The following is a 23,888-nucleotide window of genomic DNA, read 5'->3' as shown; positions in this document are numbered from 1 at the left end:
CCGATTCCGGTTGCTGGCCCGGATTTGGCATCATTGGGGCATTGATCCGTCGACAGGGCATGAGGCCATGAAACGTTCCCGCACCACCGCGTTGCTGCTGATGAGCGCCGCGCCGCTGCTGTTCACCGCCTGCCAGAAGGAGCCGGAGGTGAAGGTGCAGGAAGGCCTGTACACCTCGGTCGAGGCCTGCACCGAGGCTACCGGCGATCCGTCGTCGTGCCGCAATGCCTTCGCCGAAGCGCAGAAGCAGGCCGCCGATGCGGCGCCGAAGTACGCCAGCAAGGAAGCCTGCGAGAAGGACTACAAGCCGGAACAGTGCGTGCAGCAGCACACGTCGGCGGGTACCTCGTTCATCGGCCCGATGATGATGGGCTTCTTCATGTCGCAGATGCTGAGCAACCGCGGCGGCCTGGCCCCGCAGGCGCCGGCGTCGGCGCCGGCCTACCAGGACAAGAATGCGGGTTGGGCGCGCCCGGCACCGGGTGGCACCGGTGGCCTGAACACCGCCAGCGGCATCGGCGCGGGCAAGGCCGGCCTGGCCCCGGTCACCAGCGAGCCGAACCGTGCGGTCACTGCCAGCCGTGGTGGCTTCGGCAACACCAGCGCGCGCCGCAGCACCAGCGGCAGCTACGGCGGCTGACCGGTCCATGCAGCGCATCCGGATTGCCGAGCGTGCCCAGTGGCGGGCTCGTGCGGAGGAAGCGGGTTTCCGTTTCCATACCATCGATGGTCAGCCGTACTGGGATGAAAGCGCGTACTACGCGTTCACCCTGCGCCAGATCGAACAGGACATCGAAGACCCCAGTGCCGAGCTGCACCAGATGGCGCTGGACCTGGTCGGTGATGTCATCGGCAGCGAACGGTTGATGGACCAGCTGGCGATTCCGTCGCATTACCGCGACTGGATCGCCGACAGCTGGCGCCAGCGTCAGCCACACCTCTATGGCCGCCTGGACCTGGCCTACGATGGTACCGGTCCGGCCAAGCTGTACGAACTGAACTACGACACGCCGACCTCGCTGTTCGAGGCCAGCTTCTTCCAGTGGCAGTGGCTGGAGGACCAGCGCAATGCCGGCCGCCTGCCGCAGCATGCCGACCAGTTCAACGCGATCCACGAAGCGCTCGTCGAGCGCTTCGGCGAACTGGCCAAGCAGTTGCCGCCGCCGCTGTACTTCAGCGCGGTGGGCAGTTCCGAAGAAGACCGTGGCACCGTCGATTACCTGCGCGACTGCGCTTCGCAGGCCGGCCTGCATGGCCAGGCCATCGCCGTCGAGGACATCGGTCTGTCCGAGGACGGCCGCTTCACCGCGCTGGACGATTCGGTGATCGGCACGCTGTTCAAGCTGTACCCGCTGGAAGACCTGATGGCCGAGGAATTCGGTCGCGCGCTTCCCGGTTCGGGCATGCAGCTGCTGGAACCGGCGTGGAAGGCGGTGCTGAGCAACAAGGGCATCCTGCCGCTGCTGTGGCAGCGCAACGTGGGCCATCCGAACCTGCTGGAAGCGCACTTCGATGACGGCAGCACGCTGGCCTCGGGCTGGGTGCGCAAGCCGCTGTTCTCACGCGAGGGCGCCAACATCGAGATGCACCTCGCCGATGGCAGCACCCAGCGCAGCGACGGCCCCTACGATGGCCCCGCGATCATCCAGCGCGCGCATCCGCTGACCCGCTTCGAAGGCGGCTACCCGCTGATCGGCAGCTGGGTGATCGGCGACCACGCCTGCGGCATCGGCATCCGCGAGGACGACAGCGCGATCACCCGCGACAGCGCGCGTTTCGTGCCGCACGCGATCGTCGACGAGGCGCCGACGCGGATCTACGTCTGATGGTGGCAGGGCGCCACCGGGACGACGGTCACTCACTGCTGCGCTATGCAGACCGGGTGGCGGTGCGTTGCAATCGATGTGACACGCCGGGTTGGGTGGTAGGTACGCCTGATTCACGCCGCTTCCGGTGCCTGGGTTGCAGCCAGGCATTGAACGGCGGCTGCGGTTGCAGCCGCTGTGGCTCCGGAGACTGGGTAGGACCGGTGCGCTACTGCGGCTACCGTCCTTGCGGCTACTGCGGCCACAAATGGGTAAGCGCTGAAGTTCGCCGCGCTCGAGAGACATCTGCGCTGCGGGTGCTGTCCGCGGACTGCAGCCAATGTGGGCGCAGCAGCGATGTCGAGGTCACCCGGTCGCGCTGGCGTGGCAACGAAGCCATCGACCCGGACTTCGGCCTGCCTTTGAGGTTGGTGGAAAAAACCTCGGCTGGCCTGCTGTGGGCGTATAACGCCGAGCATCTGCAGGCATTGCACGACTACGCCGCGGCCAGACTGCGCGAAGGCAGCGGCCATCATCGTTCGATGTTCTCGCGCCTGCCGCAGTGGATGAAGCTGGCCCGCAACCGGGTGCTGCTGCAGCGTGCGGTGGAGCGGTTGCAGCGGCGATTGCTGCAGGGGTAGTGCCGGCCACTGGCCGGCAACACCATGCGTGGGTTGATGTGGCAGCCGAGCGTGGGCTCGGCTCTACAGACAGCCCGATTCCTGTAGAGCCGAGCCCATGCTCGGCTTGGGTCAAGCGCAGGACTACAGCAGCCCTTCGCGCTTCACTGCCAGGTAGCGCTCCACCAGCGCGCCGGGCAGGGCGTCGGCGGTCACGTCCAGCACCATCACCTTCTCGCTGCGCAGCGCGTCGTGCGCCTTCGCGCGCTGCTGCAGGTACAGTGCGGCGGCACCGGCCTGGGTGGCATCCTCCAGCGTCTGCACGTCGCCCTCCAGTGCGCCGTCCAGCTCGCGCTCGCGCAGGCTGGCCACGCACACCAGATGGCGTTTCTGCAGCAGGCGCACCGCCGCCAGCAGATCCTCGATGTCTTCGTCGCGCACGTTGCTGACCAGCATCACCAGTGCGCGCCGGCGCTGGCGCAGCGACACCTCGGTGGCGGCGGCCAGGTAATCGGTGGCCACCGCGCGCGGCTGCAGGTCGTAGCTGGCACGCAGCAGGTGCTCGACCGTGCCCATGCCACGCTGCGGCGCCACCCAGCGGCGCTCGCCACCGGCAGCGAACAGGCCGGCGGCATCGCCCTGGCGCAATGCCAGGTACGCCACCACCAGCGAGGCGTTCAAGGCGTGGTCGAAATGCGAGAGACCGCCTTCGCTGGCCAGCATGCGCCGCCCACTGTCGAGCATCAGCAGCAGCTGCTGGTTCTTCTCGTCCTGGTACTCGCGCGAGACCAGCTTGCGCGCCCGTGCGGTGGCCTTCCAGTCGAGCTGGCGCAGGCTGTCGCCCACGCGGTATTCGCGCATCTGGTGGAAGTCGGTGCCTTCACCACGGCGACGCTTCACGTGCGCACCCACCAGGCGCGATGCCTGGTCGGCGCTGAACAGAGCGAAGCGGGTGAGCGGCACGAAGTTCGGATAGACCCGTACGTCCAGCGCCGGTGGCAGGGTGCGTTGCTGCCACCACAGCCGCCATGGCGAGCGCATGCGCAGATGCACACCGTCGAAGCGGAAGCGCCCACGCTGCAGCGGCTGCAGGTGGTAGTGCAGGGTGGAGGCGCTGCCGGGCTGCAGGCGCACGCGCTGCGGTAGCGATTCCAGCGGCCAGCCGCCGGGGACCAGGTCGAACACCTGCACCGTCATCGCTGCGTCCGCCTGCAGGCGCAGCGCGGCCTCGCGGCGCACACCCAGGGCCAGCGCTTCGGGCAGTTCGCGCTGCACCTGCGGCGATGGACGCCGTGACTGCCGCCACAGATCCATCAACGCCGGCACGGCAATCGCCACCGCAGCCAGCGCCCAACTCCAGCGTGGCAGCAGGCCGCCCAGCACCAGGCCGCCCAGGACGGCCCAGGCCAGCAACAGCGCCAGCAGCAGCGGGGCAGGCCTCATCGGCGCGGTGCTTCCACCTTGGCCAGCAGCGCACCCAGCACGTCGTCGGCATCCTGGCCTTCGATCTGCAGCTCCGGGACCAGCGCGATGCGATGGCGCAGCGCAGGGCGCGCGATGTCGCGCACGTCGTCGGGGGTGACGAAGTCACGGCCGGCCAGCACCGCCTGTGCGCGCGATGCACGTACCAGCGCGATGCTGCCACGCGGGCCGGCACCGACTGCGATGCCCGGCCACTGCCGGGTAGCGGCCACGATCCGCACCGCGTAGTCGATCACTTCGTCATCCACGTTGATCGCCGCGGTGGCGCGCTGCAGCTCCACCAGTTCACCGGCACCGAGCACGCGCGGTACCTGGCTCAGGTCGAAATCGCTGGCGGAGCGGCCGCTGGTGATCGCGGTCACCATGCGCTTCTCGTCCTCCAGCTGCGGGTAGTCGATCAGCACTTTCAGCAGGAAGCGGTCCAGCTGCGCTTCCGGCAGCGGGTAGGTGCCTTCCTGTTCCAGCGGGTTCTGCGTGGCCAGCGCCATGAACGGTGGCGCCAGGGTGAAGGCCTTGCCTTCAATGGTCACCTGGCCTTCCTGCATCACTTCCAGCAGCGCCGACTGGGTCTTGGCCGGCGCGCGGTTGATCTCATCGGCCAGCAGCAGGTTGGTGAACACCGGGCCGCGGCGGATCTTGAAGCTCTCGCTCTTCGGGTCGTACACGGCGTGCCCGCTGACGTCGCTGGGCATCAGGTCGGGGGTGAACTGCACGCGCCCATAGTCCAGCTCCATCGCCTGCGCCAGCGCGCGCACCAGCAGGGTCTTGCCCAGCCCGGGCACGCCCTCGATCAGCACGTGGCCACCTGCCAGCAGGGCCACCAGAATCTGGTCCAGCACGTCGGCCTGGCCGATGAAAGCGCGGCCGACGGCCTCGCGGATGGCATCGACGCGTTCGATCAGGCGGGCATCGGCGGCCGCCGGCAGCTCGGGGACTTCGGTCATAGCAGGGATCTCATCTGGAGCAGCAAGCGGATGCGCTCGCGCAGGGCGGAGGAATCGTGCGGCGGAGGCGGTGTGAGCGCGCTGGCGACGCGGCTTTGTGGCCACTTCAGCAGTGCGGCGATGGCCTGCTCACGCGGTGCGCCATCGAGCGCGGCGGCAACCGGCGCGCGCAGGCGCAGGCGATGCAGGAACAGGGCGAGCACGGCGTCGTACAGGCGCATACCGTGGCCGAAACGCAGCAGCAGTTCGCCACTGGCGCGCACGTGCTCCAGCAGCGAGCGGCGTTCCAGCACCGGCGACGGTTGCAGGCTGCCGAAGCGCTGCGAGCGGCTCCACAGCCAACCCAGCAGGGCCAGCAGCAGTGGCGCCCACAGTGGCCAGCCCTGGTAGAAGATGCGTGCCCACAACGATGGCGGGCGGCTGGCGTAGATCAGCCAGACCGTACCCTTGCCGTAGTTCGGGTCGAGCAGATAGCGGGTCAGGTCGCGGTGCGAAGCATCGTGCAGGCCATCGCTGGCGTTGCCGCCGGCCGAGGCCAGGCGCGCTGCCGGTGAATCCACCTCGCTGCGCATGAAGTCCATGTCGGCCAGCACGCTCACCTTGCCCTGGCCATGGCGCAGGCGTGCGTACACGAGATCGCGATCACCGCCCCAACGGCGTTCGGCCTGCGCGCTGGCCGCAAAGCCCAGGGTAAAGCGGCGGCCACCGCAGAATTCAACGTGGCCCGGATCATCATCGACATGGAAAGGCTGGCAGTCGCTGCGCTGGAACAGGCTGTCCACGCCCAGCCGGTCCAGCAACGGACCCTGCGAGCTGCTGGCGTCGTCCTCGGCCGGTGGCGGCGTGCGTACCAGCAGGTGTCCACCATCCTCGACCCAATCCAGCAGGGCATTGGCGACGGGCGGCGGCAGTTCGCTGCTGTCCTGCAGCAGCACCACCGTATCGTGCGGCCCCAGCGTCATCTGCTGCAGGTCCAGCCGGGGCAGTGAATGCACGTCGATGCCGTCGGCACGCAGGGCCTGGCCGAGCACGTACAGCGGGTTGTAGGCCGCCTCGCCCTGCGGTGGCAGCCGGATGGTCTCGGTCACGCGCTCATGCGTGCGCAGGTAGAGGATGGTCAGCGGCACGCCGAACAGCACCAGCACGCCCAGCAGCAACGACCAGAACAGGCGCGGGCTCATGCCTGCCACCGGTACTGCTGGCGCAGCGTTGCGGCCAGTGCGTCGAAATCGCTGCGGCTGGGCAGGCGGCCACCGTAAGCCGCGTACTGCCACATGCGAACGATGCGCGCGAACAGGTCACGGTCGATGGCGTCAGGCATGCGTCGCGATGCGCGCAGGCATTGTGCTTCGGTGGCGCCCGGCGGAAGCGCGATGCCGCTGCGCTCGCCCACGGTGCGCACGCTGGCACGGTAGAGCAGGGCCAGCGCCTGGCGTGGGCGCCCCTGGTCCCAGAGCAGGCCGGCCTGGGTGGCCACGTCCGGCGGCAGCACCAGGGGCAGTTCCACCTGTTCCTCCATCACCTGCGGTGGTGCATCGGCCTTGCGCCGGCCGCTGCCGCGCAGCCAGGGCAACCACATCCGGGCCGTCAGCAGCAGCACCAGCAGCAGGATGCCCAGCAGGCCCCACAGGCCCCACTCGGCCAACCGTGCCAGCCAGGCGATGCCCTCCTTGCGCGCCTTGCGTTCGCCCCGGGGGCTGCTGTCACTCTGCAGCTGCTTGTCGTCCTTCTTTTTTTCCTTGGCCTGTTCGATCGGCTTCCAGCGGGTGACCTGGCGGGTCGGGCGCTGCAGCGGATCCTCGTAGGCGCGATTCACCGCCTGGCGGAAACCAGCAGTGTCCACCGGCGTGCCACCGAAGATGGTGGCTGGCGTGTTGGCCGGGTCGATGGTCGGTTCTTCGTCGTCCTCTTCGGAGGCGATGCCGCTGTCGTTGGGCTTGCCCATGGCGCGTCCGGGCTCGGCATCTGCGTCCTGGGCGTGCACCGGTGCGGAGACCAGCGGCAGTGCCAGGCACAGCAGCAGGGCCAGCGTCGACGCTGCCGGCAGCAGGCGATCGCGCAGGCGGCGCAGGGCGATTTCGACGTCCCAGGCTTCCATCTGCGTACGCCGGTTCAAGTACAGGCCAAAGCCCGCACCGACGAAGAACGGGCCGATCAGCGCCGAGGCCAGCCAGCAGGCCAGATTGAAACCGAAACGTGCCCAGGCCGGCGTGTCCTTGCCGATCATGTCCCACGCCGCACGCCAGGATTCGGACATCAGGTCCAGTGGCATGAACATGAACACTGCACCGATGGCACCGGACACCAGCACCGCTTCGAACGCCATGCAGGTCACGGTCAGCACTGTCGCCGCACCTGCGGCGCCGGCCGCCACCGCACGGCGGCGTGGACCGCGCTGGCCCGGTGCGTTGCCTTCCAGCAGGTTCACCGGCAGACACAGGCTGCGCAGCACGCTGAAACGACGCCAGCCCAGGTAGCCCCAGAAACCGGAGTTGCCCCAGTGGCGCTGCGCACGCAGCGCCGAAAGCGTGCTGACCGGTTCGCCGAAGATGCCGCGTGACAGCACATACAGCGGCGCACGCTCGAACAGTGGCTTGCACCACCACATCGCCAGCCAGGCCCAGCCGAAGGCATCCAGCCACCATCCCAGCGCGTTGAAGATCACGAACAACGGAGCACTGGCCAGCAGCCAGCTGCCCCACACGGCGCGCGCATGGCGGCGGGCGAGGGCACTGCCCAGCTCCATCGCCTCCCAGCCGCTGCGTGCACGCAGCACCACGTCAAGGCGGTCAATGCGCATGGCCGCTTCCACGCCCGCCACGCCACAGCCACAGCAGCACGCCGGCCCAGAGCACTCCGGCGACGCTGAACTTGATCCATGCGGGGACTTCGGCGATCGACGACCAGAACGCTTCGATGAAGGCCGCGACCAGCAGCATGAACGCCACGCCCAGGCACAGCCGGGCACCGATGCGTCCACCGTCGACCAGCGCATCCAGGCGGCTGCGCCGGCCCGGTGCCAGCAGTTTCATGCCCAGCTGCAGGCCGGCACCGCCGGCGATCACGATCGCGGTCAGCTCGAAGGCGCCGTGGCCGACCACGAAGCGCCAGAACGGTCCACCGTGCCCGATGTGCTGCAGGTGGCCGGCCACCGCCCCGATGGTGACGCCGTTGAACAGCAGCACCAGCAGCGTGCCCAGCCCCGCCAGCAGGCCGCTGGCGAACGTGCGCAGGGCAATGCTGATGTTGTTGAGGATGTAGTGGCCGAACATCATCCAGTCGGTGCCGCTGTCGCGGCCCAGTCGTTCGGCGGCAGGGTCGTACATGCGCTCCATCGCGGCGATCTGGCGGTTGTCCATCAGCGTGTGGATCAGGTCCGGGTAGACCTGTGCAAGCACGAAGCAGGCGATTGCCGGCAGCGCGAACATCGCCAGCGCTACCCACATGCTGCGTGCCTGGCTGCGCACGAGCAGCGGGAAGTCGGCCACCAGGAATTCCAGCGCGGCGCGCCAGCGCGTCGGCCGTGTGCGGTACAGCATGCTGTGGCCCTGCTGCATCAGCTGCTGCAGGCGCTGGACCAGCTGCGGGCTGTAACCGCGCTCGCGGGCCAGCGCCAGCTGCTGGCACAGGCGCCGATAGCGTTGCGGGACGGTGGCATCGTCCAGTGCCAGGCCGCTGGCCTTGCGGCGCGCACGGCGCGAGGCGCCGGCACGCAGCAGCAGCCACTGTTCCAGGTCCTGCCATTCCTGCTGGTAACGGGCGACGAACTGTTCCTGTTTCATCGCCGCCCCAGCAGCCAGTTGGCCATCGCATACAGGCGCAGCACACCGATCTGGCCCAGGCTGCCGGTCAGGGGTTCGGCAATGCCGGCCAACTCCTGCTGGCGGGGCGCGGACAGACGCGGGGCGCGCTCGGCGAAGGCCATCAGCGCGGCCTGTTCCTCCGGCCGCAGCGGCTGCGGCGGGGCCAGCACGCTGTCGATGGTAGGTGGCGGCGGCAGGTACAGGACAGGCGCGTGCACCACCACGGTGCCGGCCACCAGGTCGCCGAGGCGGCGGCCGTGCGGATCGAACAGGCTGCTGACCAGGCCCAGTGCATAGCCGAACGGCAGCATGTCCACCGTACGCAGCAGGTTGCGGGTGATCGCCGCCATCCAGCCCACGGGCGCGCCATCGCGGGACAGCACGCGCAGGCCCAGCGCGCGCTTGCCCAGGGTGCGGCCCCACAGCGCCTCGCACACGATCGGGTAGACCCAGTAGACCAGGAACATCAGCACCAGGTTGAGGCCGGAGCCGAATTCGTCCAGCACCGCCAGCGGAATCGCCATCAGCACCAGTGCCGCGATGCGCACACCAAGATCGACCAGCCAGGCCATGGCCCGCGGCAGCGGTCCGGCTACTGGCAACTGAAGCAGCACACCCTCCGGCGTCACCACCTCACGGTAGGTATCGAGCATCGGTGCGGCCATCAGCGCGATGGCCTTCGTTGCGGGCACCGGAGTCCTCTCCGGCTGGCAACCACAGGCATGGGGGGTCTCGACAGGTCCTGGTCGGGCCCAGACTTTAGCAGAGCCGCGTGGCGGCGTTGGCTGCTCAGCCCCGGTATTCGTCCTTCAGCCGCACGTAGTGGTCGGCCGAATAGTGCAGCGACTCGATTTCCTTGTCGCTCAGCGTGCGCGCCGGCCGGGCCGGGTTGCCGACCCACAGCTCGCCTTCGCCCACCACCTTGCCGGGGCCGATCACCGCGCCGGCACCGACGAAGCCATGGCGCTCCACGCGGGCACCGTCGAGGATGCAGGCGCCCATGCCGATCAGGCTGTAATCGCCGATGGTGCAGGCATGGATGATGCAGCCGTGGCCGACGGTCACGCCCTCGCCGATCAGGGTCGGGTAGCCGGCCTTGTTGTACGGGCTGTGGTGGCTGACATGGATGATGGTGCCGTCCTGCACGTTGGTGCGCGCACCGATGCGCACGTAATTGACATCGCCGCGGATGACCGTGCCCGGCCACACCGACACGTCGTCGCCCAGTTCCACATCACCGATGACGGTGCAGGCCGGGTCGATGTACACACGCTCGCCGAGGACGGGCATCTTGTCGCGAAAGGGGCGCAGCGGGTTCATCGGCATCTCCGGAAATCAGGGCGTTCGCGACGATGATACCTGCGTGGTGCGTTGTAGAGCCGAGCCCATGCTCGGCTCCCTACGCAGCCGAGCATGGGCTCGGCTCTACAGGGAGCTCAGGGTTCGTAGCTGTAGCCCATGCCGTACACCGAACGGATCGGCTCGCCTTCCATGCCGGCGTCGGCCAGCTTGCGGCGCAGGTTGCGCACATGGCTGTCGACGGTGCGGTCGACCACCACGCGATGGTCCAGGTACAGCCGGTCGAGCAGTTCATCGCGCGCCCAGATCCGGCCTGGCGTGGCCAGCAGCGTGCGCAGCAGGCGGTATTCCACCGGAGTCAGGTCCAGGCCCTTGCCGTTCCAGGTGGCGCGTGCGGCCGGCTCGTCGATGTGCAGGCCGCCGTTGGCACGCGCACCGGGGTCTGGGCGGTAGCGGCGCAGCACCGCCACTACCCGAGCGACCACTTCGCGCGGACTGAACGGCTTGCAGATGTAGTCGTCGGCACCGATCTCCAGGCCCAGCAGGCGGTCGATCTCTTCCACCCGTGCGGTGACCATGATCACCGGCACATCGCTGCTGGCGCGCAGTTCGCGGCACAGGTCCACGCCGTCGCGCTGCGGCAGCATCAGGTCCAGCAGCACCAGGTCGGGCTGGTAGCGCGCGAACGCGTCGATCACCTGGCCACCGTCGTCCACCCACTCGCTGGCCATGCCGGCAGCGGCCAGGTAGTCGCGCAGTACCGAGGCCAGGCGTGGCTCGTCCTCGACGATCAGGATCTTCGCGCACATGGCGGGCGACGTGCTCATGCAGGCTCCGGCAGGGTGATGACCACGCGCAGCCCGCCCAGTGGCGAGGGCTCGGCGTGGATGACGCCGTGGTGGGCGAGGATGATGTTGTGGCTGATGGCCAGGCCCAGCCCGCTGCCACCACTGGCGCGGTTGCGCGAACTTTCCACGCGGTAGAAGCGTTCGAACAGCAGCGCGCACTTGTCGGCAGGCACGCCCGGCGCGGTGTCTTCCACGATCAGCTGCACGCCGGCAGGCACGTGCGCTGCCTGCACGAGTACGCGGCCACCGGCGTGGGTGTAGCGCAGTGCATTCTCCAGCAGGTTGGCCAGCACCTGCTGCAGGCGCCGTTCGTCACCGGACACCTGCAACGGCGTGGCGGGCAGATCTTCTTCCAGCGCCAGGCCTGCATTGGCGAAGCGCACGCGCATGCCGTTGAGTTCGCTGCGCAGCAGCGCCGCCAGGTCCAGTGGCGCGAAACGGTACGCCAGGCCGCCGGACTGGGTCATCGACAGGTCGTGCAGGTCGTCGATCAGCTTGCCCAGCTGGCGGATCTCGCCCTGCAGGCCCACCAGGTTGGCGCGGTCCAGCGGACGGATGCCATCTTCGATCGCCTCCAGCTCGGCGCGGACCACCGCCAGTGGCGTGCGCAGTTCGTGCGAGATGTCGGCGATGAAGGCGCGGCGGTTGCGCTCGGTATCGTCCAGCGCCTGCGCCATCCGGTTGAAGTCGTTGACCAGTGCGTCCAGCTCATCGTCGCTGGTTCGCTCGATGCGGGTGCCGTAGTCACCGGCGGCCAACCGGTGGGTGGCCGCGGCCAGCTTGGCCAGGCGCTGGCGCAGCGCGCGCGACACCAGCCAGGCCAGCAGCACCGTCACCAGCAGCAGCGAAATGCCGATCACCCACCAGGCGCGCACCTGGGTGTTGTAGAAATTCAGGTCGTTGGTGGCGATGACGGTCTGGAACGGCACCATGCCCAGCCAACCGACGGTCTGCCCGTCCACCTGCACCGCATGCGGCTCGTCATCGCTGGTGGCGTCGGGGTTGCCGGCCACGAAGCGGTGCCGTGCATCGAACAGGCCCAGACGCGACGGCACGCCGGTCTGGTCGGACAGCGGCGGCACCGGTCCTTCGTGCCCATGGGCCAGGTCCGGGCGCAGCAGCCGCGCCCAGCGGTCGCCATCACCGTGCAGATGCTCCCAGCCACCGTGCTCGCGGTACTCGCGCTGAAGGTGGGGCATCAGCCGCTGCATGCGCAGGTCGCCCTGGTCGTTGAGGTAGTCCAGGAATCCGGTCTGGAAGGCCACGCGGCTGGCAATACCGTTCACTGCCAGCACCAGCAGGCAGGCGGTGAAGATCGCGAGGAAGGTCTTCGCGGTCAGGCCGAATTTGAGTCGAATCTTCGCCATCGCGGAGGCCATTAGCGGCGCATGCGGCGCCGAAAGCAAGCGCCAGCTGAGCCGGTCGCACAATCTCCATATTCTCTGCACAGTTCCACGGCAGCGTGCACGGGTCAACGCAAGGCCCCCACGCCCCCATGTCCCTCCTGCGCCCGCTGTCCCGTTCCCCGCGTCCCCTGCTGCTGCCCCTGCTGCTGGCCCTGGCGGCCTGTTCGGCGGGCAGGACTGAAGCACCGGCCATGCCCGAAGTGGGCGTCATCACGGCCAGCGCGCGGCCGCTGGCACTACAGCAGACCCTGCCCGGCCGCGCCGTGCCGTTCGAGATCTCCGAGGTGCGGCCGCAGATCGGTGGCCTGATCCGCCAGCGGTTGTTCACCGAAGGCCAGCAGGTCAAGGCAGGGCAGCTGCTGTACCAGGTCGATCCGGCGCCATACCAGGCGGCCTTCGATACCGCCCGCGGGCAGCTGGCGCAGGCCGAGGCCACCGTGTTGTCGGCACAACCGAAGGCCGAGCGCACCCGCGCGCTGGTGAGCATGGATGCGGCCAGCAAGCAGGATGCCGACGACGCCACCTCGGCGTTGAAGCAGGCGCAGGCCAACGTGATCGCCGCGCGCGCTGCATTGCAGGCCGCCCGCATCAACCTCGACTACACGCGGGTGACCGCGCCCATCGACGGTCGCATCGGCACCTCCAGCGTGACCGCGGGTGCGCTGGTCGCGGCCGGGCAGGACGCCGCGCTGGCCACCATCCAGCGGCTGGACCCGGTGTACCTGGATGTCACCCAGTCCAGCACGCAGATGCTGGCGCTGCGCAAGCAGCTCGATGCGGGCCTGGTGAAGGCCATCGATGGCAAGGCACAGGTGAAGGTGCTGCTGGAGGACGGCAGCACCTATGCGCATGAGGGCACCCTGGAGTTCGTCGGCAGCGCGGTGGATCCGGGCACCGGCAATGTGGTGCTGCGTGCGGTCATCCCGAACCCGGAGGGCCTGCTGCTGCCCGGCATGTACCTGAAGGCGGTGCTGCCGATGGCCACCGACGCGCGCGCGCTGCTGGTGCCGCAGAAGGCGGTGGTGCGCAACGAACGCGGCGAGCCGCTGCTGCGCCTGCTCGATGCCAAGGACCATGTGGTCGAGCGCCGGGTCAGCATCGGCCAGGTGGTCGGCAACCAGTGGCAGATCACCGATGGTCTCAAGTCCGGCGAACGGGTGATCGTCAGCAACGGCAGTGCGGTATCACTGGGCCAGCAGGTGAAGGCGGTGGCGGCCACGACGGCGCAGCTGGCGGCGATGCCGGCGATCGACCCGAACGGCAACACCGACGAAAAGTCGCACTGAGGCCTGCCGCGCATGGTTCGTTTCTTCATCGACCGGCCGATCTTCGCCTGGGTGATCGCCATTGCGGTCAGCCTGCTCGGCCTGCTTGCGATCCTGATCCTGCCGGTGGACCGCTATCCGCAGATCGCCCCGCCCACCATCACCATCCGCGCCACCTACACCGGCGCCTCGTCGCAGACCGTGGAAAACGCGGTCACCCAGGTCATCGAGCAGTCCCAGCAGAGCCTGGACCACCTGATGTACATGACCTCCACCAGCGCCTCCGACGGCTCGGCGCAGGTCAACCTGGTGTTCGCCACCGGCACCAACCCGGACACCGCGCAGGTGCAGGTGCAGAACCAGCTGCAGGCCGCCATGGCCACGCTGCCGCAGGCGGTGCAGCAGAACGGCCTGACCATCACCAAGTCCAGTGGTTCGATCTTCGAGGTGCTGTCGTTCACCAGCGAAGACGGCAGCATGGACAACTTCGATGTCGCCAACTTCATGGAAGCGCGCATCGATGACCAGATCAGCCGCGTCAGTGGTGTCGGCAACATCCAGCCGATCGGCCAGGAGTACGCCATGCGCATCTGGCTGGACCCGGAGAAGATGCGCCAGTACGCGTTGATGCCGTCGGACATCGAGACCGCGCTGCAGGCACAGAACACCGACGTCTCGGCCGGTGAACTCGGCGGCCAGCCGGCGCTGAAGGGCCAGCAGCTCGACGCCACGGTGACCGCGCGCAGCCGCCTGCACACGCCCGAGCAGTTCGCGCAGGTGGTGCTCAAGGCCGATGCCAACGGCAGCGTGGTGCATCTGGGCGACGTGGCGACGATCGGCCTGGGCCCGGAGAGCTACGACAGCATCAGCACCTTCAACGGCAAGCCGTCGGCCTCGCTGGGCATTGAACTCAATGCCGGTGCGAACGCGATCGCCGTGTCCAAGGCCATCGATGCGCGGCTTCAGCAGCTGCAGAAGTACTGGCCGCATGGCTACACCGCCCACGTGGCGTTCACCACCACGCCGTTCGTGACCATCTCGCTGAAGGAAGTGGTGATAACCCTGGTCGAGGCGATCATCCTGGTGGTGCTGGTGATGTACCTGTTCCTGCAGAACTGGCGCGCCACCCTGATCCCGACCATCGCGGTGCCGGTGGTGCTGCTGGGCACGTTCGGCGTGCTGGCCGCGTTCGGCTATTCGATCAACACGCTGACCATGTTCGCGCTGGTATTGGCCATCGGCCTGCTGGTGGACGATGCCATCGTGGTGGTGGAGAACGTGGAACGGGTGATGACCTTCGAAGGGCTGGCGCCGAAGCCGGCCACGCTGAAGGCGATGGGCCAGATCACCGGCGCGCTGGTCGGCATCGTGCTGGTGCTGACCGCGGTGTTCCTGCCGATGGCGTTCTTCAGTGGTGTCACCGGGGTGATCTACCGCCAGTTCTCGGTGACGATTGCTGCAGCAATGATCCTGTCGGTCCTGGTCGCGATGACCATCACCCCGGCACTGTGCGGCAGCATCCTGCACCAGATTCCCAAGGGCGGGCATCCGCACGGCGACCACGGCGGCGAGCCGAGCCTGCTGGGCAAGTTCTTCATCTGGTTCAACCACCGTTTCGAACGCACCTCCAACGGCCTGCGTCGTCGGGTGGATGGCTTCCTTGGCCGGCGCACGCTGGGCGTGGTGTTCTACCTGCTGTTGAGCGTGGTCACCGGCCTGCTGCTGTGGCACCTGCCCGGCGCGTTCCTGCCGGATGAAGACCAAGGCATGCTCAACGCGCTGGTGAAGCTGCCGGCCGGCGCCACGCTTGAACAGACCCGGGCGGTGATGGACCGCCTCAGTGCCGCCGCGGTGAAGGACGACAGCGTGCTGTCGATCCAGGCGACGGCCGGCTTCAGCGTGACCGGCAGCGGCCAGAACGTCGGGCAGGCCTTCATCCGCCTGAAGGACTGGGACGACCGCAAGGATGATGCCGATACCATCGCCGCGCGGTTGACCAAGGCCATGGCCAGCGTGCCCGATGCGCAGGTGTTCATCACCTCGCCGCCGGCCATCCTCGGCCTGGGTGATGCGGGCGGATTCACTCTGGAACTGCAGGACGAAGGCGGTGCCGGCCATGCCGCCGCCGTGGCCGCGCGCAACACCCTGCTGAAGGAAGCTGCCAAGGATCCGAAGCTGGTCAACGTGCGCTATGCCAGCCTGGAAGATGCACCGGTGTATGCGGTGAAGGTGGACGACGCCAAGGCGCAGGCGATGGGCGTGAATCCGCAGGACATCAATGACACCTTGAACGCGGCGCTGGGCGGCGACTTCGTCAACAACTTCATCTACAAGGGCCGCATCAAGAAGGTCTTCATCCAGGGCACCGCCGAAGCGCGCATGCAGCCGCAGGACATCGAGCGCTGGAGCGTGCGCAACCAGGCCGGACAGATGGTGCCGCTGTCATCGCTGGTCAGCGCGCACTGGTCCAGCGCACCGGCCGCGCTGCAACGCTACAACGGCATCTCGGCGATGGAGATCACCGGCCAGCCGGCGCCCGGCGTCAGCTCCGGTGAGGCGATGGCCGAGATCGCGCGCCTGGCCGATACGCTGCCGGAGGGCTTCAGCCACGCCTGGTCGGACATGGCCTACCAGGAACAGCTGTCGGGCAACCAGGCACCGATGCTGTACGCCATCTCGCTGCTGTTCGTGTTCCTGTGCCTGGCCGCGCTGTATGAAAGCTGGGCGGTGCCGTTCGCGGTGATGCTGGCCGTGCCTGTGGGCGTGTTCGGCGCGGTGCTGATGATGAACCTGCGTGGCCTCAACAACGACGTGTACTTCCAAGTCGGCCTGCTGACCACGATTGGCCTGGCGGCCAAGAACGGCATCCTGATCGTCGAGTTCGCGCGCATCCTCGAACACCAGGGCAAGAGCACCCGCGAGGCGATCCTGCAGGCGGTCTACCTGCGGCTGCGGCCGATCGTGATGACCTCGCTGGCGTTCCTGATGGGCGTGCTGCCGCTGGTGTTCGCCACCGGTGCCGGTTCAGCCGCGCGCCGATCGCTGGGTACCGGCGTGGCCGGCGGCACGGTCGCCTCGATGGTGCTGGGCATGTTCTTCGTGCCGCTGTTCTACCTGCTGGTGCGCCGCCTGTTCCCGGGGCGCGCAGCGACTCACGCCACTGCCCCGGAGGCACGTCCATGAAGCCGATGCTGATGCGCGCCCTGGCGGCCGCAACGATGACCACCGCGCTGGGCGGCTGCGTGAGCATGGCGCCGCACTACCAGAGGCCCGAGGCCCCGGTGCCGGGGCAGTTCGGCAACGCGGCAACGGGCGAGGCTGATCCTGCGCTGGCGATGCCGGCATGGCGCGAGGTGTTCCTCGAACCGCGCCTGCAGCAGGTGATCGCGCTGGCGCTGCAGAACAACCGCGACCTGCGCGTGGCCGTGCTGCAGGTGGAGAAGGAACGCGCGCAGTACCGTATCCAGCGTGCGGCGCTGCTGCCGTCGGTGGATGCCAGTGGCAGCGTCACCCGCTCGCGCGTGAGCGATGCGAACAGTGAAGCCGGGGCCACCCAGGTAACCGAATCCGATGCCGTGCAGGTCGGCATCAGCAGCTGGGAACTGGATCTGTTCGGACGCATCCGCAGCCTGAAGAACGAGGCCCTGCAGAACTGGTTGGCCAGTGCCGAGAACCAGCGTGCGGCGCGCACCAGCCTGGTCGCCGAAGTGGCGACGGCGTGGCTGGCGCTGGCGGCCGATGGGCAGTCGCTGGCATTCACGCAACAGACCCTGGACAGCCAGCAGCAGACCCTGCAGCGCACCGAGGCCCGCCATGCGCAGGGGCTCGCCTCGGGGCTGGATCTGTCGCAGGTACAGACCAGCGTGGAAGCCGCGCGCGGCGCGCTCGCCAAGCTGCAGACACAGCAGGCGCAGGATCGCGATGCATTGCAGCTGTTGGTGGGGTCGCCGCTGGATCCGGCACTGCTGCCGACCGCGCAGGTGCTGGAGGGCAGCGTGGCACTGGCGCCGCTGCCTGCCAATCTTCCTTCAAGCGTGCTGCTGCAGCGCCCGGATGTGCTGTCCGCTGAGCATGCGTTGCAGGCCGCCAACGCCGATGTCGGTGCCGCGCGCGCTGCATTCTTCCCGACGCTGACATTGACTGCCAACTACGGCCACAGCTCCACCGCGTTGTCGACGCTGTTCTCGGCCGGCACCCGTGGCTGGTCGTTCGCGCCCAGCATCACCGCGCCGATCTTCCATGCCGGCGCACTGAAGGCATCGCTGGATGCCTCGAAGATCGGCAAGGACATCGGCATCGCGCAGTACGAGAAGGTGATCCAGCAGGCCTTCAGCGAAGTGGCCGATGCGCTGGCCACGCGTGACCACCTGACCGCGCAGATGGACGCGCAGCGCGCGCTGGTGGCCGCCAGCCAGCGCAGCTACACGCTGGCCGATGCACGTTACCGCACCGGGCTGGATGGCTACCTGCAGTCGCTGGATGCACAGCGCAGCCTGTATGCCGCGCAGCAGGACCTGATCTCGCTGCAGCAGCAGGAAGCGGGCAACCGGGTGACGTTGTTCAAGGTATTGGGCGGCGGCGCGGACGCACGATAGCGCGTTCGTTCCGGTAGCTGCCGACCTTGGTCGGCACGGAGGCCTTCATCCACGCATGGCGTGGATCTACCAGGGCGGGCGGCAGTAGATCCACGCCATGCGTGGATGAATCCCCGCCAATGCACGGTAGCGCCGGGCCATGCCCGGCGAGCGCAGCGGCGCGTTACGCCACGCGGCCGCGGCGCGCCCGCTCCAGGTGCACCAGCAGCAGCGAGATCGCCGCCGGGGTCATGCCGGGAATCCGCTGCGCCTGGCCGATGGTCTGCGGGCGCACGCGCTCCAGTTTCTGCAGCGCTTCGGCCGACAGCCCGCGCACGGTCGCGTAGTCGAACGCCTCGGCGATCGGCGTGGCCTCATGCCGCTGCTGGCGCTCGATTTCCTCGCGCTGGCGATCCAGGTAGCCGGCGTACTTCACGCCGATCTCCACCTGCTCGGCCACCTTGCCGTCGGCCACGGCCGGGCCCAGAGACGGCACCTGCATCAGCTGCGCGTAATCCAGCTCGGGGCGCTTGATCAGGTCCAGCACATTGGTTTCGCGGCTGACCGCCACGCCCAGCGTGTCCCGCACTTCACGTCCCAGCGCATTGGCCGGGGTCGCCCACAGCGCACCCAGGCGCGCGCGCTCGGCGGCCACCGCAGCCTGCTTGGTCTCGAACGCGTTCCAGCGGCGGTCATCGACCAGGCCCATCTCTCGGCCGGCCGGGGTCAGGCGCTGGTCGGCATTGTCCTCGCGCAGCTGCAGGCGGTACTCGGCGCGGCTGGTGAACATGCGGTACGGCTCGTTGGTGCCGTGGGTGATCAGGTCATCCACCAGCACGCCCAGGTACGCCTCGTCGCGGCGCGGGCACCAGCCGTCCAGCCCACGCACCTGGCGTGCGGCGTTGAGGCCGGCCAGCAGGCCCTGCGCGGCGGCTTCTTCATAGCCGGTGGTGCCGTTGATCTGGCCGGCGAAGAAAAGGCCGTTGACCAGCTTGGTTTCCAGCGAGGCCTTCAGCCCGCGCGGGTCGAAGAAGTCGTACTCGATCGCATAGCCGGGGCGGGTGATGTGCGCGTTCCCGAAACCGCGGATGCTGCGCACCATCTCCAGCTGCACGTCGAACGGCAGCGAGGTGGAAATGCCGTTGGGGTAGATCTCGACGATGCCCAGGCCTTCGGGTTCGACGAAGATCTGGTGGCTGGCCTTCTCGGCGAAGCGCACCACCTTGTCTTCGATGGACGGGCAGTAGCGCGGGCCGATGCCCTCGATCTGGCCGCTGTACAGCGGCGAGCGGTGCAGCGCGTCGCGGATGATCTGGTGGGTCTGCTCGGTGGTGTGGGTGATCCAGCAGCTGACCTGCTGCGGATGCTCGTCCACCGAGCCGAGGAAGGACATCACCGGCCGCGGCGAATCGCCTGGCTGCTCGTCCATCACGCTGTAATCCAGCGAGCGGCCATCGATGCGCGGCGGCGTGCCGGTCTTCAGGCGGTCCACCTGGAACGGACGCTCGCGCAGGCGCGCGGCCAGCGTGGTGGCCGGCGGGTCGCCCATGCGGCCGGCGGCGTACTGGGTCGGGCCGACGTGGATCTTGCCGGCCAGGAAGGTGCCGGCGGTCAGCACCACGGCCCCGGCGTCAAAACGCAGGCCGGTCTGGGTGATGACGCCGCGCACGGCGTCGCCCTCGATCACCAGGTCATCGACCGCGGCCTGGAACACCGTCAGGTTGTCCTGGCCTTCGACGATGGCGCGGATCGCCATGCGGTACAGGTTGCGATCGGCCTGGCAGCGGGTGGCACGCACGGCCGGGCCCTTCGACGCGTTGAGCGTGCGCCACTGGATGCCGGCACGGTCGGCGGCATGCGCCATCGCCCCGCCCAGGGCGTCGATTTCCTTGACCAGATGGCCCTTGCCGATGCCGCCGATGGCCGGGTTGCAGCTCATCGCGCCCACGGTTTCGATGTTGTGGGTCAGCAGCAGGGTGCGCACGCCGGTGCGGGCTGCGGCCAGCGCGGCTTCGGTGCCGGCGTGGCCACCGCCGATGACGATGACGTCGTAACGATGGAAGGACGGGTTCATGGGGGCTGTTCAGCTTGGGGCAGGCGCGGCCGGGGGCGGCGCCGGGGTGGCGATTTTAGCGCCATTCGGGGCCCGGACGCCGGCGCCGGCCCGTTGGCGGCGAAATCGGCCCTAAAGTTGGCAGGATTTTTGCAGATAACCCAATAGCACCCATCGTGGCTGGCGCCGAAGGCGCCCGTGACCGGAATTGGAACAGGGGCCGGTACAGGCGCACGATGGGGGAGCAGAGGGCCGGCAGTCGGGGGACTGTCCGGCCCTGTTTTTTTTGGGGCTGTAGGGAGAGCTTCATCCACGCATGGCGTGGATCTACTGAAACCGGGCCTGCGCGAATGGCGCTTGGACTGTCCCCAAAACAAACGGCCCCGCAATGCGGGGCCGTCTGCCTTCAGAGGTGCCGACATCCGACAGGGCCGGAACAGGGGGGATCCAGATGTTCCTGTCGGATATCGACGTAGAGCTTTTTGCGGCGGCCCGTGTCGTTTTTGTCACTTTGTGACGCGGGCCGTCACTGTCCGCGTAGATTGCGGCTTAGACCGTGTGAAATGCAAGACGGTTCAGCGCTCAACTGTGCGCTGCGTCGCACGATCCATGTTGCGCCAGGGGGAACCATTCATCCTCGGCGCACTCGGTGCCGGGGCCGGACGGGCCTGCGGCGCGGGCGCCGGCGGCTGCATGTTCGACTGCGGCGGGCGGCGCATCGAATCCATGTTCCGCCACGGGGAACCGCCGTTGTACGACGGCCGCGGCGGCGGCGGCGGCCGGTTCTCGCCACCGTTGCCGGGCGGGCGCGGCGGCGGGCGGTGGTTGTGCGGCGGACGGTAGATCGGGCGCGAGTAGTACGGGTTGCCATAGCCGCCGTAATAGCCGCCATAGCCACCGTAGTACGGGTAGCCGTAGTTGTAGGGATAGCCGGCCGGGTAGCGGTACTCCACCGACGGCGCGCCGTGGTAGTAGCCGCCACCGCGGCCACCGCCTACATAGTCGTAGGTGGTGCAGCCAGTCAGGCCCAGCAACAGGCCACCGGCAAGCAACAGGCGCATTTTCATGGTGGGTCCCCCCAGAGGACGGGTGTGCAGCCAGCTTCGTGCGCGGGCATTGAATCGGCCCTTAATTCGGCTGGCCAGGATGAATGGAGGCGTAGGCCCGCATGCTGGCATGACCTGTGCCCCGGTCGCCAGCGCAGGGGCATACGTTAATCTTGCGTCATGAGCGATTCACTGTTCCCCCGCGCCGATGACGTCCTGCTTGCTGCTGCGAGGATCGCCTCGCATGCCAGCGTGACCCCGGTGCTGCGCTCGCGCACGCTCGATGCAATGACCGGCGCACAGTTGGCGTTCAAGGCCGAGCACCTGCAGCGCGGCGGCGCATTCAAGTTCCGCGGTGCCTGCAATGCCGTGTGGTCGCTCGATGCTGATCGCGCCAGTGCTGGCGTGGTGACCCATTCCTCCGGCAACCACGGTGCCGCGCTGGCCCTGGCCGCACGCACCCGCGGCATCCCCTGCCATGTGGTGGTGCCGGAAGGGGCGGTGGCCGCCAAGCTGGCCAACATCGCCCGCCACGGCGCCACGCTCTGGCGCTGCCCGCCGACCATCGCCGACCGCGAGGCCACCTGTGCCAGGGTGCAGGCCGATACCGGCGCGACCCTGGTGCATCCGTATACGGACCCGGCGGTGATGGCCGGGCAGGGCACTGCGGCCCTGGAACTGCTGCACAGCGACGGCCCGTTCGATGTGCTGGTGGTGCCGGTGGGCGGCGGTGGCCTGGCCAGCGGTACCGCGCTGGCCCTGCAGCACGCCAGTCCGCACACGCGGCTGATTCTGGCCGAGCCGGCCGGTGCCGATGACACCGCGCGCTCGCTGGCCACCGGCGAGCGCCATGGCGCGTTTACCCCGGACACCATCTGCGATGGCCTGCGTACCCTGATCGGCGCGCCCAATTTCGAGTTGCTGCGCGCCGCGGGTGCCGAGGTGATCGTGGTCGATGACGCCGCGACGCTGGTGGCGATGCGCCTGCTGTGGGAGGTGCTCAAGCAGGTGGTGGAACCCTCTTCGGCCACCGTGCTGGCTGCGGTGCTGGCGCAGCCGCAGCGCTTCGCCGGCCTGCGCGTGGGCCTGGTGCTGTCCGGCGGCAACGTCGACCTGCCAGCCCTGCGCTGGGAGGCGGCGTGAGCCGCGGGCGGCACCGCGAACGCACCGGCCTGCTGGGCTGGTTGTGGCGGCTGTTCGTGCTGCTGGTGATCTGGCTGCTGGGCGTGACCGCCTGGATCGTCTGGATCGGTGAACGCGACCAGGCCGCCAAGGCCGACGCCATCATCGTGCTGGGTGCCGCGGCCTATGACGCCAAGCCGTCACCGGTGTTCGAGGAGCGCATCCGCCACGGGCTGGACCTGTATGAAGCACGCTACGCGCCGCTGCTGATCTTCACCGGTGGCTATGGTGGCACCGGCGCGCGCTTCTCCGAATCGCAGGTGGCGCGGCGCTACGCGCTGAAGCATGGCGTGCCGGATGACGCGATCCTGATCGAGACCGCGTCGCGCAATACCGTGCAGAACCTGGTGGAAGCCAAACGCTTGATGGACCAGCGCAACCTGCACCGGGTGATCATTGTCAGCGACCCGCTGCACATGGCGCGCGCGCTGCGCCTGAGCAAGGCGCTGGGCATCGATGCGCTGGCCTCGTCCACACCCAGCACGCGCTTCCGCAGCTTCCATACCAGCTGGCGCTTCCTGGTGCAGGAAATCTACTTCTTCCACCGCGACCTGGTGCGCCCGCCGCTGAGTTCGCCGGCCAATACCTGAGCGGTGGCCGCCTGCTTTGGGTGGCTGCCGACCTTGGTCGGCACAACCTGCCAGATCGCGATGCCGCCGGCACTACCAGGCAGTCAGGTCTGCTTGCGCCGGATCGGAATTGCCGACACCGGCACCGAGGCCACGTCATGCCCGCCTTCGCGGATCGGCGCACCGGGGTCCGGTGCCCAGGCGTGGGCGTAGATCACTTCCCAGCTGCTGGGCAGCTTGCCGTCGGCGCCACGCATCGGTTCGTACGCGGCCGCGGCGGCAGCGAAACGTCCGCGCCCGGTCAGGGTATGGCGGCGGTCTACCCGCGCATTGGTCGCGCCCATCGCGCGCAGCTCGCGCATCAGCGATGGCAGGTCGTCGTAGGTCAGGGTGAACAGATCGCGGTCCAGCACCGGGTCGCGGAAGCCAGCCATCATCAGTGCATCGCCGAACTGCGCGATCTGCGCGAAGCGGCTCACGTGCGGGCGGTCGTCGGCGGCGGCGAAGGCTTCGTTGAGTTCGATCAGCGTTTCCGGGCCGAACGTCGAGCACAGCAGCAGGCCACCCGGCTTGAGCACGCGGCGGAACCCGGCGAACACCGCCGGTAGGTCATCCACCCATTGCAGGCACAGGTTGCTGAAGATCACGTCCACGCTGTTGTCGGCCAGCGGCAGCGCACTGGCATCGCCGCACAGGCGCTGGAACGGCTTCCACCAGCCGGCCTGGCGCTTGGCCTGGTCCAGCATCGGCAGCGCCACGTCCAGCGCGATCACCTGCGCCTTCGGCCAGCGCTTCTTCATCAGCGCACTGGCGTGGCCGGTGCCTGCGCCAATGTCCAGCACCACCTCGGGCTTGCGTGCCTCCAGGTAGTCCAGCGACTCGATCAGCCGCGACTGCACCTCGCGCTGCAGGGCGGCGGCAGCGTCGTAACTGGTGGCGGCACGCGCGAATGCGCGACGGACATGGCGGGCATCGAAGTGGGACGGCATTGC

General features: G+C 68.5%; 20 protein-coding genes. 8 read left to right on the top strand and 12 right to left on the bottom strand.

Going from position 1 to position 23,888, the window contains the following annotated elements; genetic code table 11:
- The first annotated feature begins 67 nt into the window (after window positions 1-67).
- From AASM09_RS21105 to AASM09_RS21095, 3 genes are all read left to right on the top strand, one after another.
- Window positions 68-640, top strand: coding sequence for a DUF1190 domain-containing protein (locus AASM09_RS21105; RefSeq protein WP_005420172.1), 573 nt, complete (start codon window positions 68-70; stop codon window positions 638-640).
- Window positions 641-647: 7 nt separating this feature from the next.
- A complete protein-coding gene (locus AASM09_RS21100; protein ID WP_049428949.1) occupies window positions 648-1,826 on the top strand; it encodes a glutathionylspermidine synthase family protein in 1,179 nt (392 codons plus the stop codon).
- Window positions 1,827-2,122: 296 nt separating this feature from the next.
- The gene (locus tag AASM09_RS21095) at window positions 2,123-2,446 is read left to right on the top strand and encodes a hypothetical protein (RefSeq protein ID WP_308306918.1); all 324 of its coding nucleotides are present in this window, start codon (window positions 2,123-2,125) and stop codon (window positions 2,444-2,446) included.
- A 123-nt stretch (window positions 2,447-2,569) separates the two neighbouring features.
- Here the strand turns inward: AASM09_RS21095 and AASM09_RS21090 are convergent, their stop codons facing one another.
- The 9 genes from AASM09_RS21090 to baeS all read right to left on the bottom strand — a co-directional run bounded on the left by AASM09_RS21090 (window position 2,570) and on the right by baeS (window position 12,180).
- Window positions 2,570-3,868, bottom strand: coding sequence for a DUF58 domain-containing protein (locus AASM09_RS21090; protein WP_049428947.1), 1,299 nt, complete (start codon window positions 3,866-3,868; stop codon window positions 2,570-2,572).
- Window positions 3,865-4,851 carry an AAA family ATPase gene (locus tag AASM09_RS21085; RefSeq protein ID WP_049428946.1) on the bottom strand — a complete coding sequence of 329 codons (987 nt, stop codon included), beginning with the start codon at window positions 4,849-4,851 and terminating at the stop codon, window positions 3,865-3,867. The genes AASM09_RS21090 and AASM09_RS21085 overlap by 4 nt, the downstream gene beginning before the upstream one ends.
- Window positions 4,848-6,032 carry a DUF4350 domain-containing protein gene (locus AASM09_RS21080; RefSeq protein WP_049428945.1) on the bottom strand — a complete coding sequence of 395 codons (1,185 nt, stop codon included), beginning with the start codon at window positions 6,030-6,032 and terminating at the stop codon, window positions 4,848-4,850. Before AASM09_RS21080 ends, AASM09_RS21085 begins: the two co-directional genes overlap by 4 nt.
- Window positions 6,029-7,651, bottom strand: coding sequence for a DUF4129 domain-containing protein (locus tag AASM09_RS21075; protein ID WP_049428952.1), 1,623 nt, complete (start codon window positions 7,649-7,651; stop codon window positions 6,029-6,031). The genes AASM09_RS21080 and AASM09_RS21075 overlap by 4 nt, the downstream gene beginning before the upstream one ends.
- Window positions 7,641-8,633: a stage II sporulation protein M gene (locus AASM09_RS21070; protein WP_049428944.1), complete on the bottom strand. Its 993-nt coding sequence runs from the start codon at window positions 8,631-8,633 to the stop codon at window positions 7,641-7,643. The genes AASM09_RS21075 and AASM09_RS21070 overlap by 11 nt, the downstream gene beginning before the upstream one ends.
- Complete coding sequence (locus AASM09_RS21065) at window positions 8,630-9,319, bottom strand: RDD family protein (RefSeq protein ID WP_049428951.1); 690 nt, start codon at window positions 9,317-9,319, stop codon at window positions 8,630-8,632. The genes AASM09_RS21070 and AASM09_RS21065 overlap by 4 nt, the downstream gene beginning before the upstream one ends.
- 124 nt (window positions 9,320-9,443) lie before the next feature.
- The gene (locus AASM09_RS21060; RefSeq protein ID WP_049428950.1) at window positions 9,444-9,974 is read right to left on the bottom strand and encodes a gamma carbonic anhydrase family protein; all 531 of its coding nucleotides are present in this window, start codon (window positions 9,972-9,974) and stop codon (window positions 9,444-9,446) included.
- 116 nt (window positions 9,975-10,090) lie between these two features.
- Complete coding sequence (locus AASM09_RS21055; protein WP_049428943.1) at window positions 10,091-10,780, bottom strand: response regulator; 690 nt, start codon at window positions 10,778-10,780, stop codon at window positions 10,091-10,093.
- Window positions 10,777-12,180, bottom strand: a complete 1,404-nt coding sequence (gene baeS, locus AASM09_RS21050) for a sensor histidine kinase efflux regulator BaeS (RefSeq protein WP_049428942.1) — start codon at window positions 12,178-12,180, stop codon at window positions 10,777-10,779. The genes AASM09_RS21055 and baeS overlap by 4 nt, the downstream gene beginning before the upstream one ends.
- Window positions 12,181-12,296: 116 nt before the next feature.
- On the opposite strand from baeS, the gene smeA reads away from it, so the two are divergent.
- The 3 genes from smeA to smeC are packed head-to-tail and all read left to right on the top strand — an operon-like array spanning window position 12,297 to window position 18,067.
- Window positions 12,297-13,493 (top strand): multidrug efflux RND transporter periplasmic adaptor subunit SmeA, encoded by a 1,197-nt coding sequence (gene smeA, locus AASM09_RS21045; RefSeq protein WP_049428941.1) that lies wholly within the window; start codon window positions 12,297-12,299, stop codon window positions 13,491-13,493.
- A gap of 12 nt (window positions 13,494-13,505) precedes the next feature.
- Complete coding sequence (gene smeB, locus AASM09_RS21040; RefSeq protein ID WP_100443713.1) at window positions 13,506-16,655, top strand: multidrug efflux RND transporter permease subunit SmeB; 3,150 nt, start codon at window positions 13,506-13,508, stop codon at window positions 16,653-16,655.
- Window positions 16,652-18,067, top strand: a complete 1,416-nt coding sequence (smeC, locus tag AASM09_RS21035; protein WP_049431854.1) for a multidrug efflux transporter outer membrane subunit SmeC — start codon at window positions 16,652-16,654, stop codon at window positions 18,065-18,067. The genes smeB and smeC overlap by 4 nt, the downstream gene beginning before the upstream one ends.
- Window positions 18,068-18,230: 163 nt before the next feature.
- On the opposite strand, the gene mnmG is transcribed toward smeC, so the two are convergent.
- Entirely contained in the window at window positions 18,231-20,120 is a 1,890-nt protein-coding gene (gene mnmG / locus AASM09_RS21030) for a tRNA uridine-5-carboxymethylaminomethyl(34) synthesis enzyme MnmG (RefSeq protein WP_049431857.1), read from the bottom strand.
- A 554-nt stretch (window positions 20,121-20,674) separates the two neighbouring features.
- Window positions 20,675-21,166 (bottom strand): hypothetical protein, encoded by a 492-nt coding sequence (locus AASM09_RS21025; protein ID WP_100443712.1) that lies wholly within the window; start codon window positions 21,164-21,166, stop codon window positions 20,675-20,677.
- 159 nt (window positions 21,167-21,325) lie between these two features.
- Here AASM09_RS21025 and AASM09_RS21020 point away from each other — a divergent pair, with 159 nt between their 5' ends.
- The gene (locus tag AASM09_RS21020) at window positions 21,326-22,288 is read left to right on the top strand and encodes a pyridoxal-phosphate dependent enzyme (protein ID WP_049431865.1); all 963 of its coding nucleotides are present in this window, start codon (window positions 21,326-21,328) and stop codon (window positions 22,286-22,288) included.
- On the top strand, window positions 22,273-22,917 hold the full coding sequence (locus tag AASM09_RS21015; RefSeq protein WP_049432036.1) for a YdcF family protein: 645 nt from the start codon (window positions 22,273-22,275) through the stop codon (window positions 22,915-22,917). Before AASM09_RS21020 ends, AASM09_RS21015 begins: the two co-directional genes overlap by 16 nt.
- Window positions 22,918-23,000: 83 nt before the next feature.
- Here AASM09_RS21015 and bioC read toward each other — a convergent pair whose 3' ends face one another.
- Window positions 23,001-23,885, bottom strand: a complete 885-nt coding sequence (bioC, locus tag AASM09_RS21010) for a malonyl-ACP O-methyltransferase BioC (RefSeq protein WP_049431867.1) — start codon at window positions 23,883-23,885, stop codon at window positions 23,001-23,003.
- Window positions 23,886-23,888: the final 3 nt, after the last annotated feature.

Source organism: Stenotrophomonas maltophilia, assembly GCF_039555535.1.
GTDB lineage: Bacteria > Pseudomonadota > Gammaproteobacteria > Xanthomonadales > Xanthomonadaceae > Stenotrophomonas > Stenotrophomonas maltophilia_Q.
This window is presented reverse-complemented; position numbering and strand designations above follow the sequence as displayed.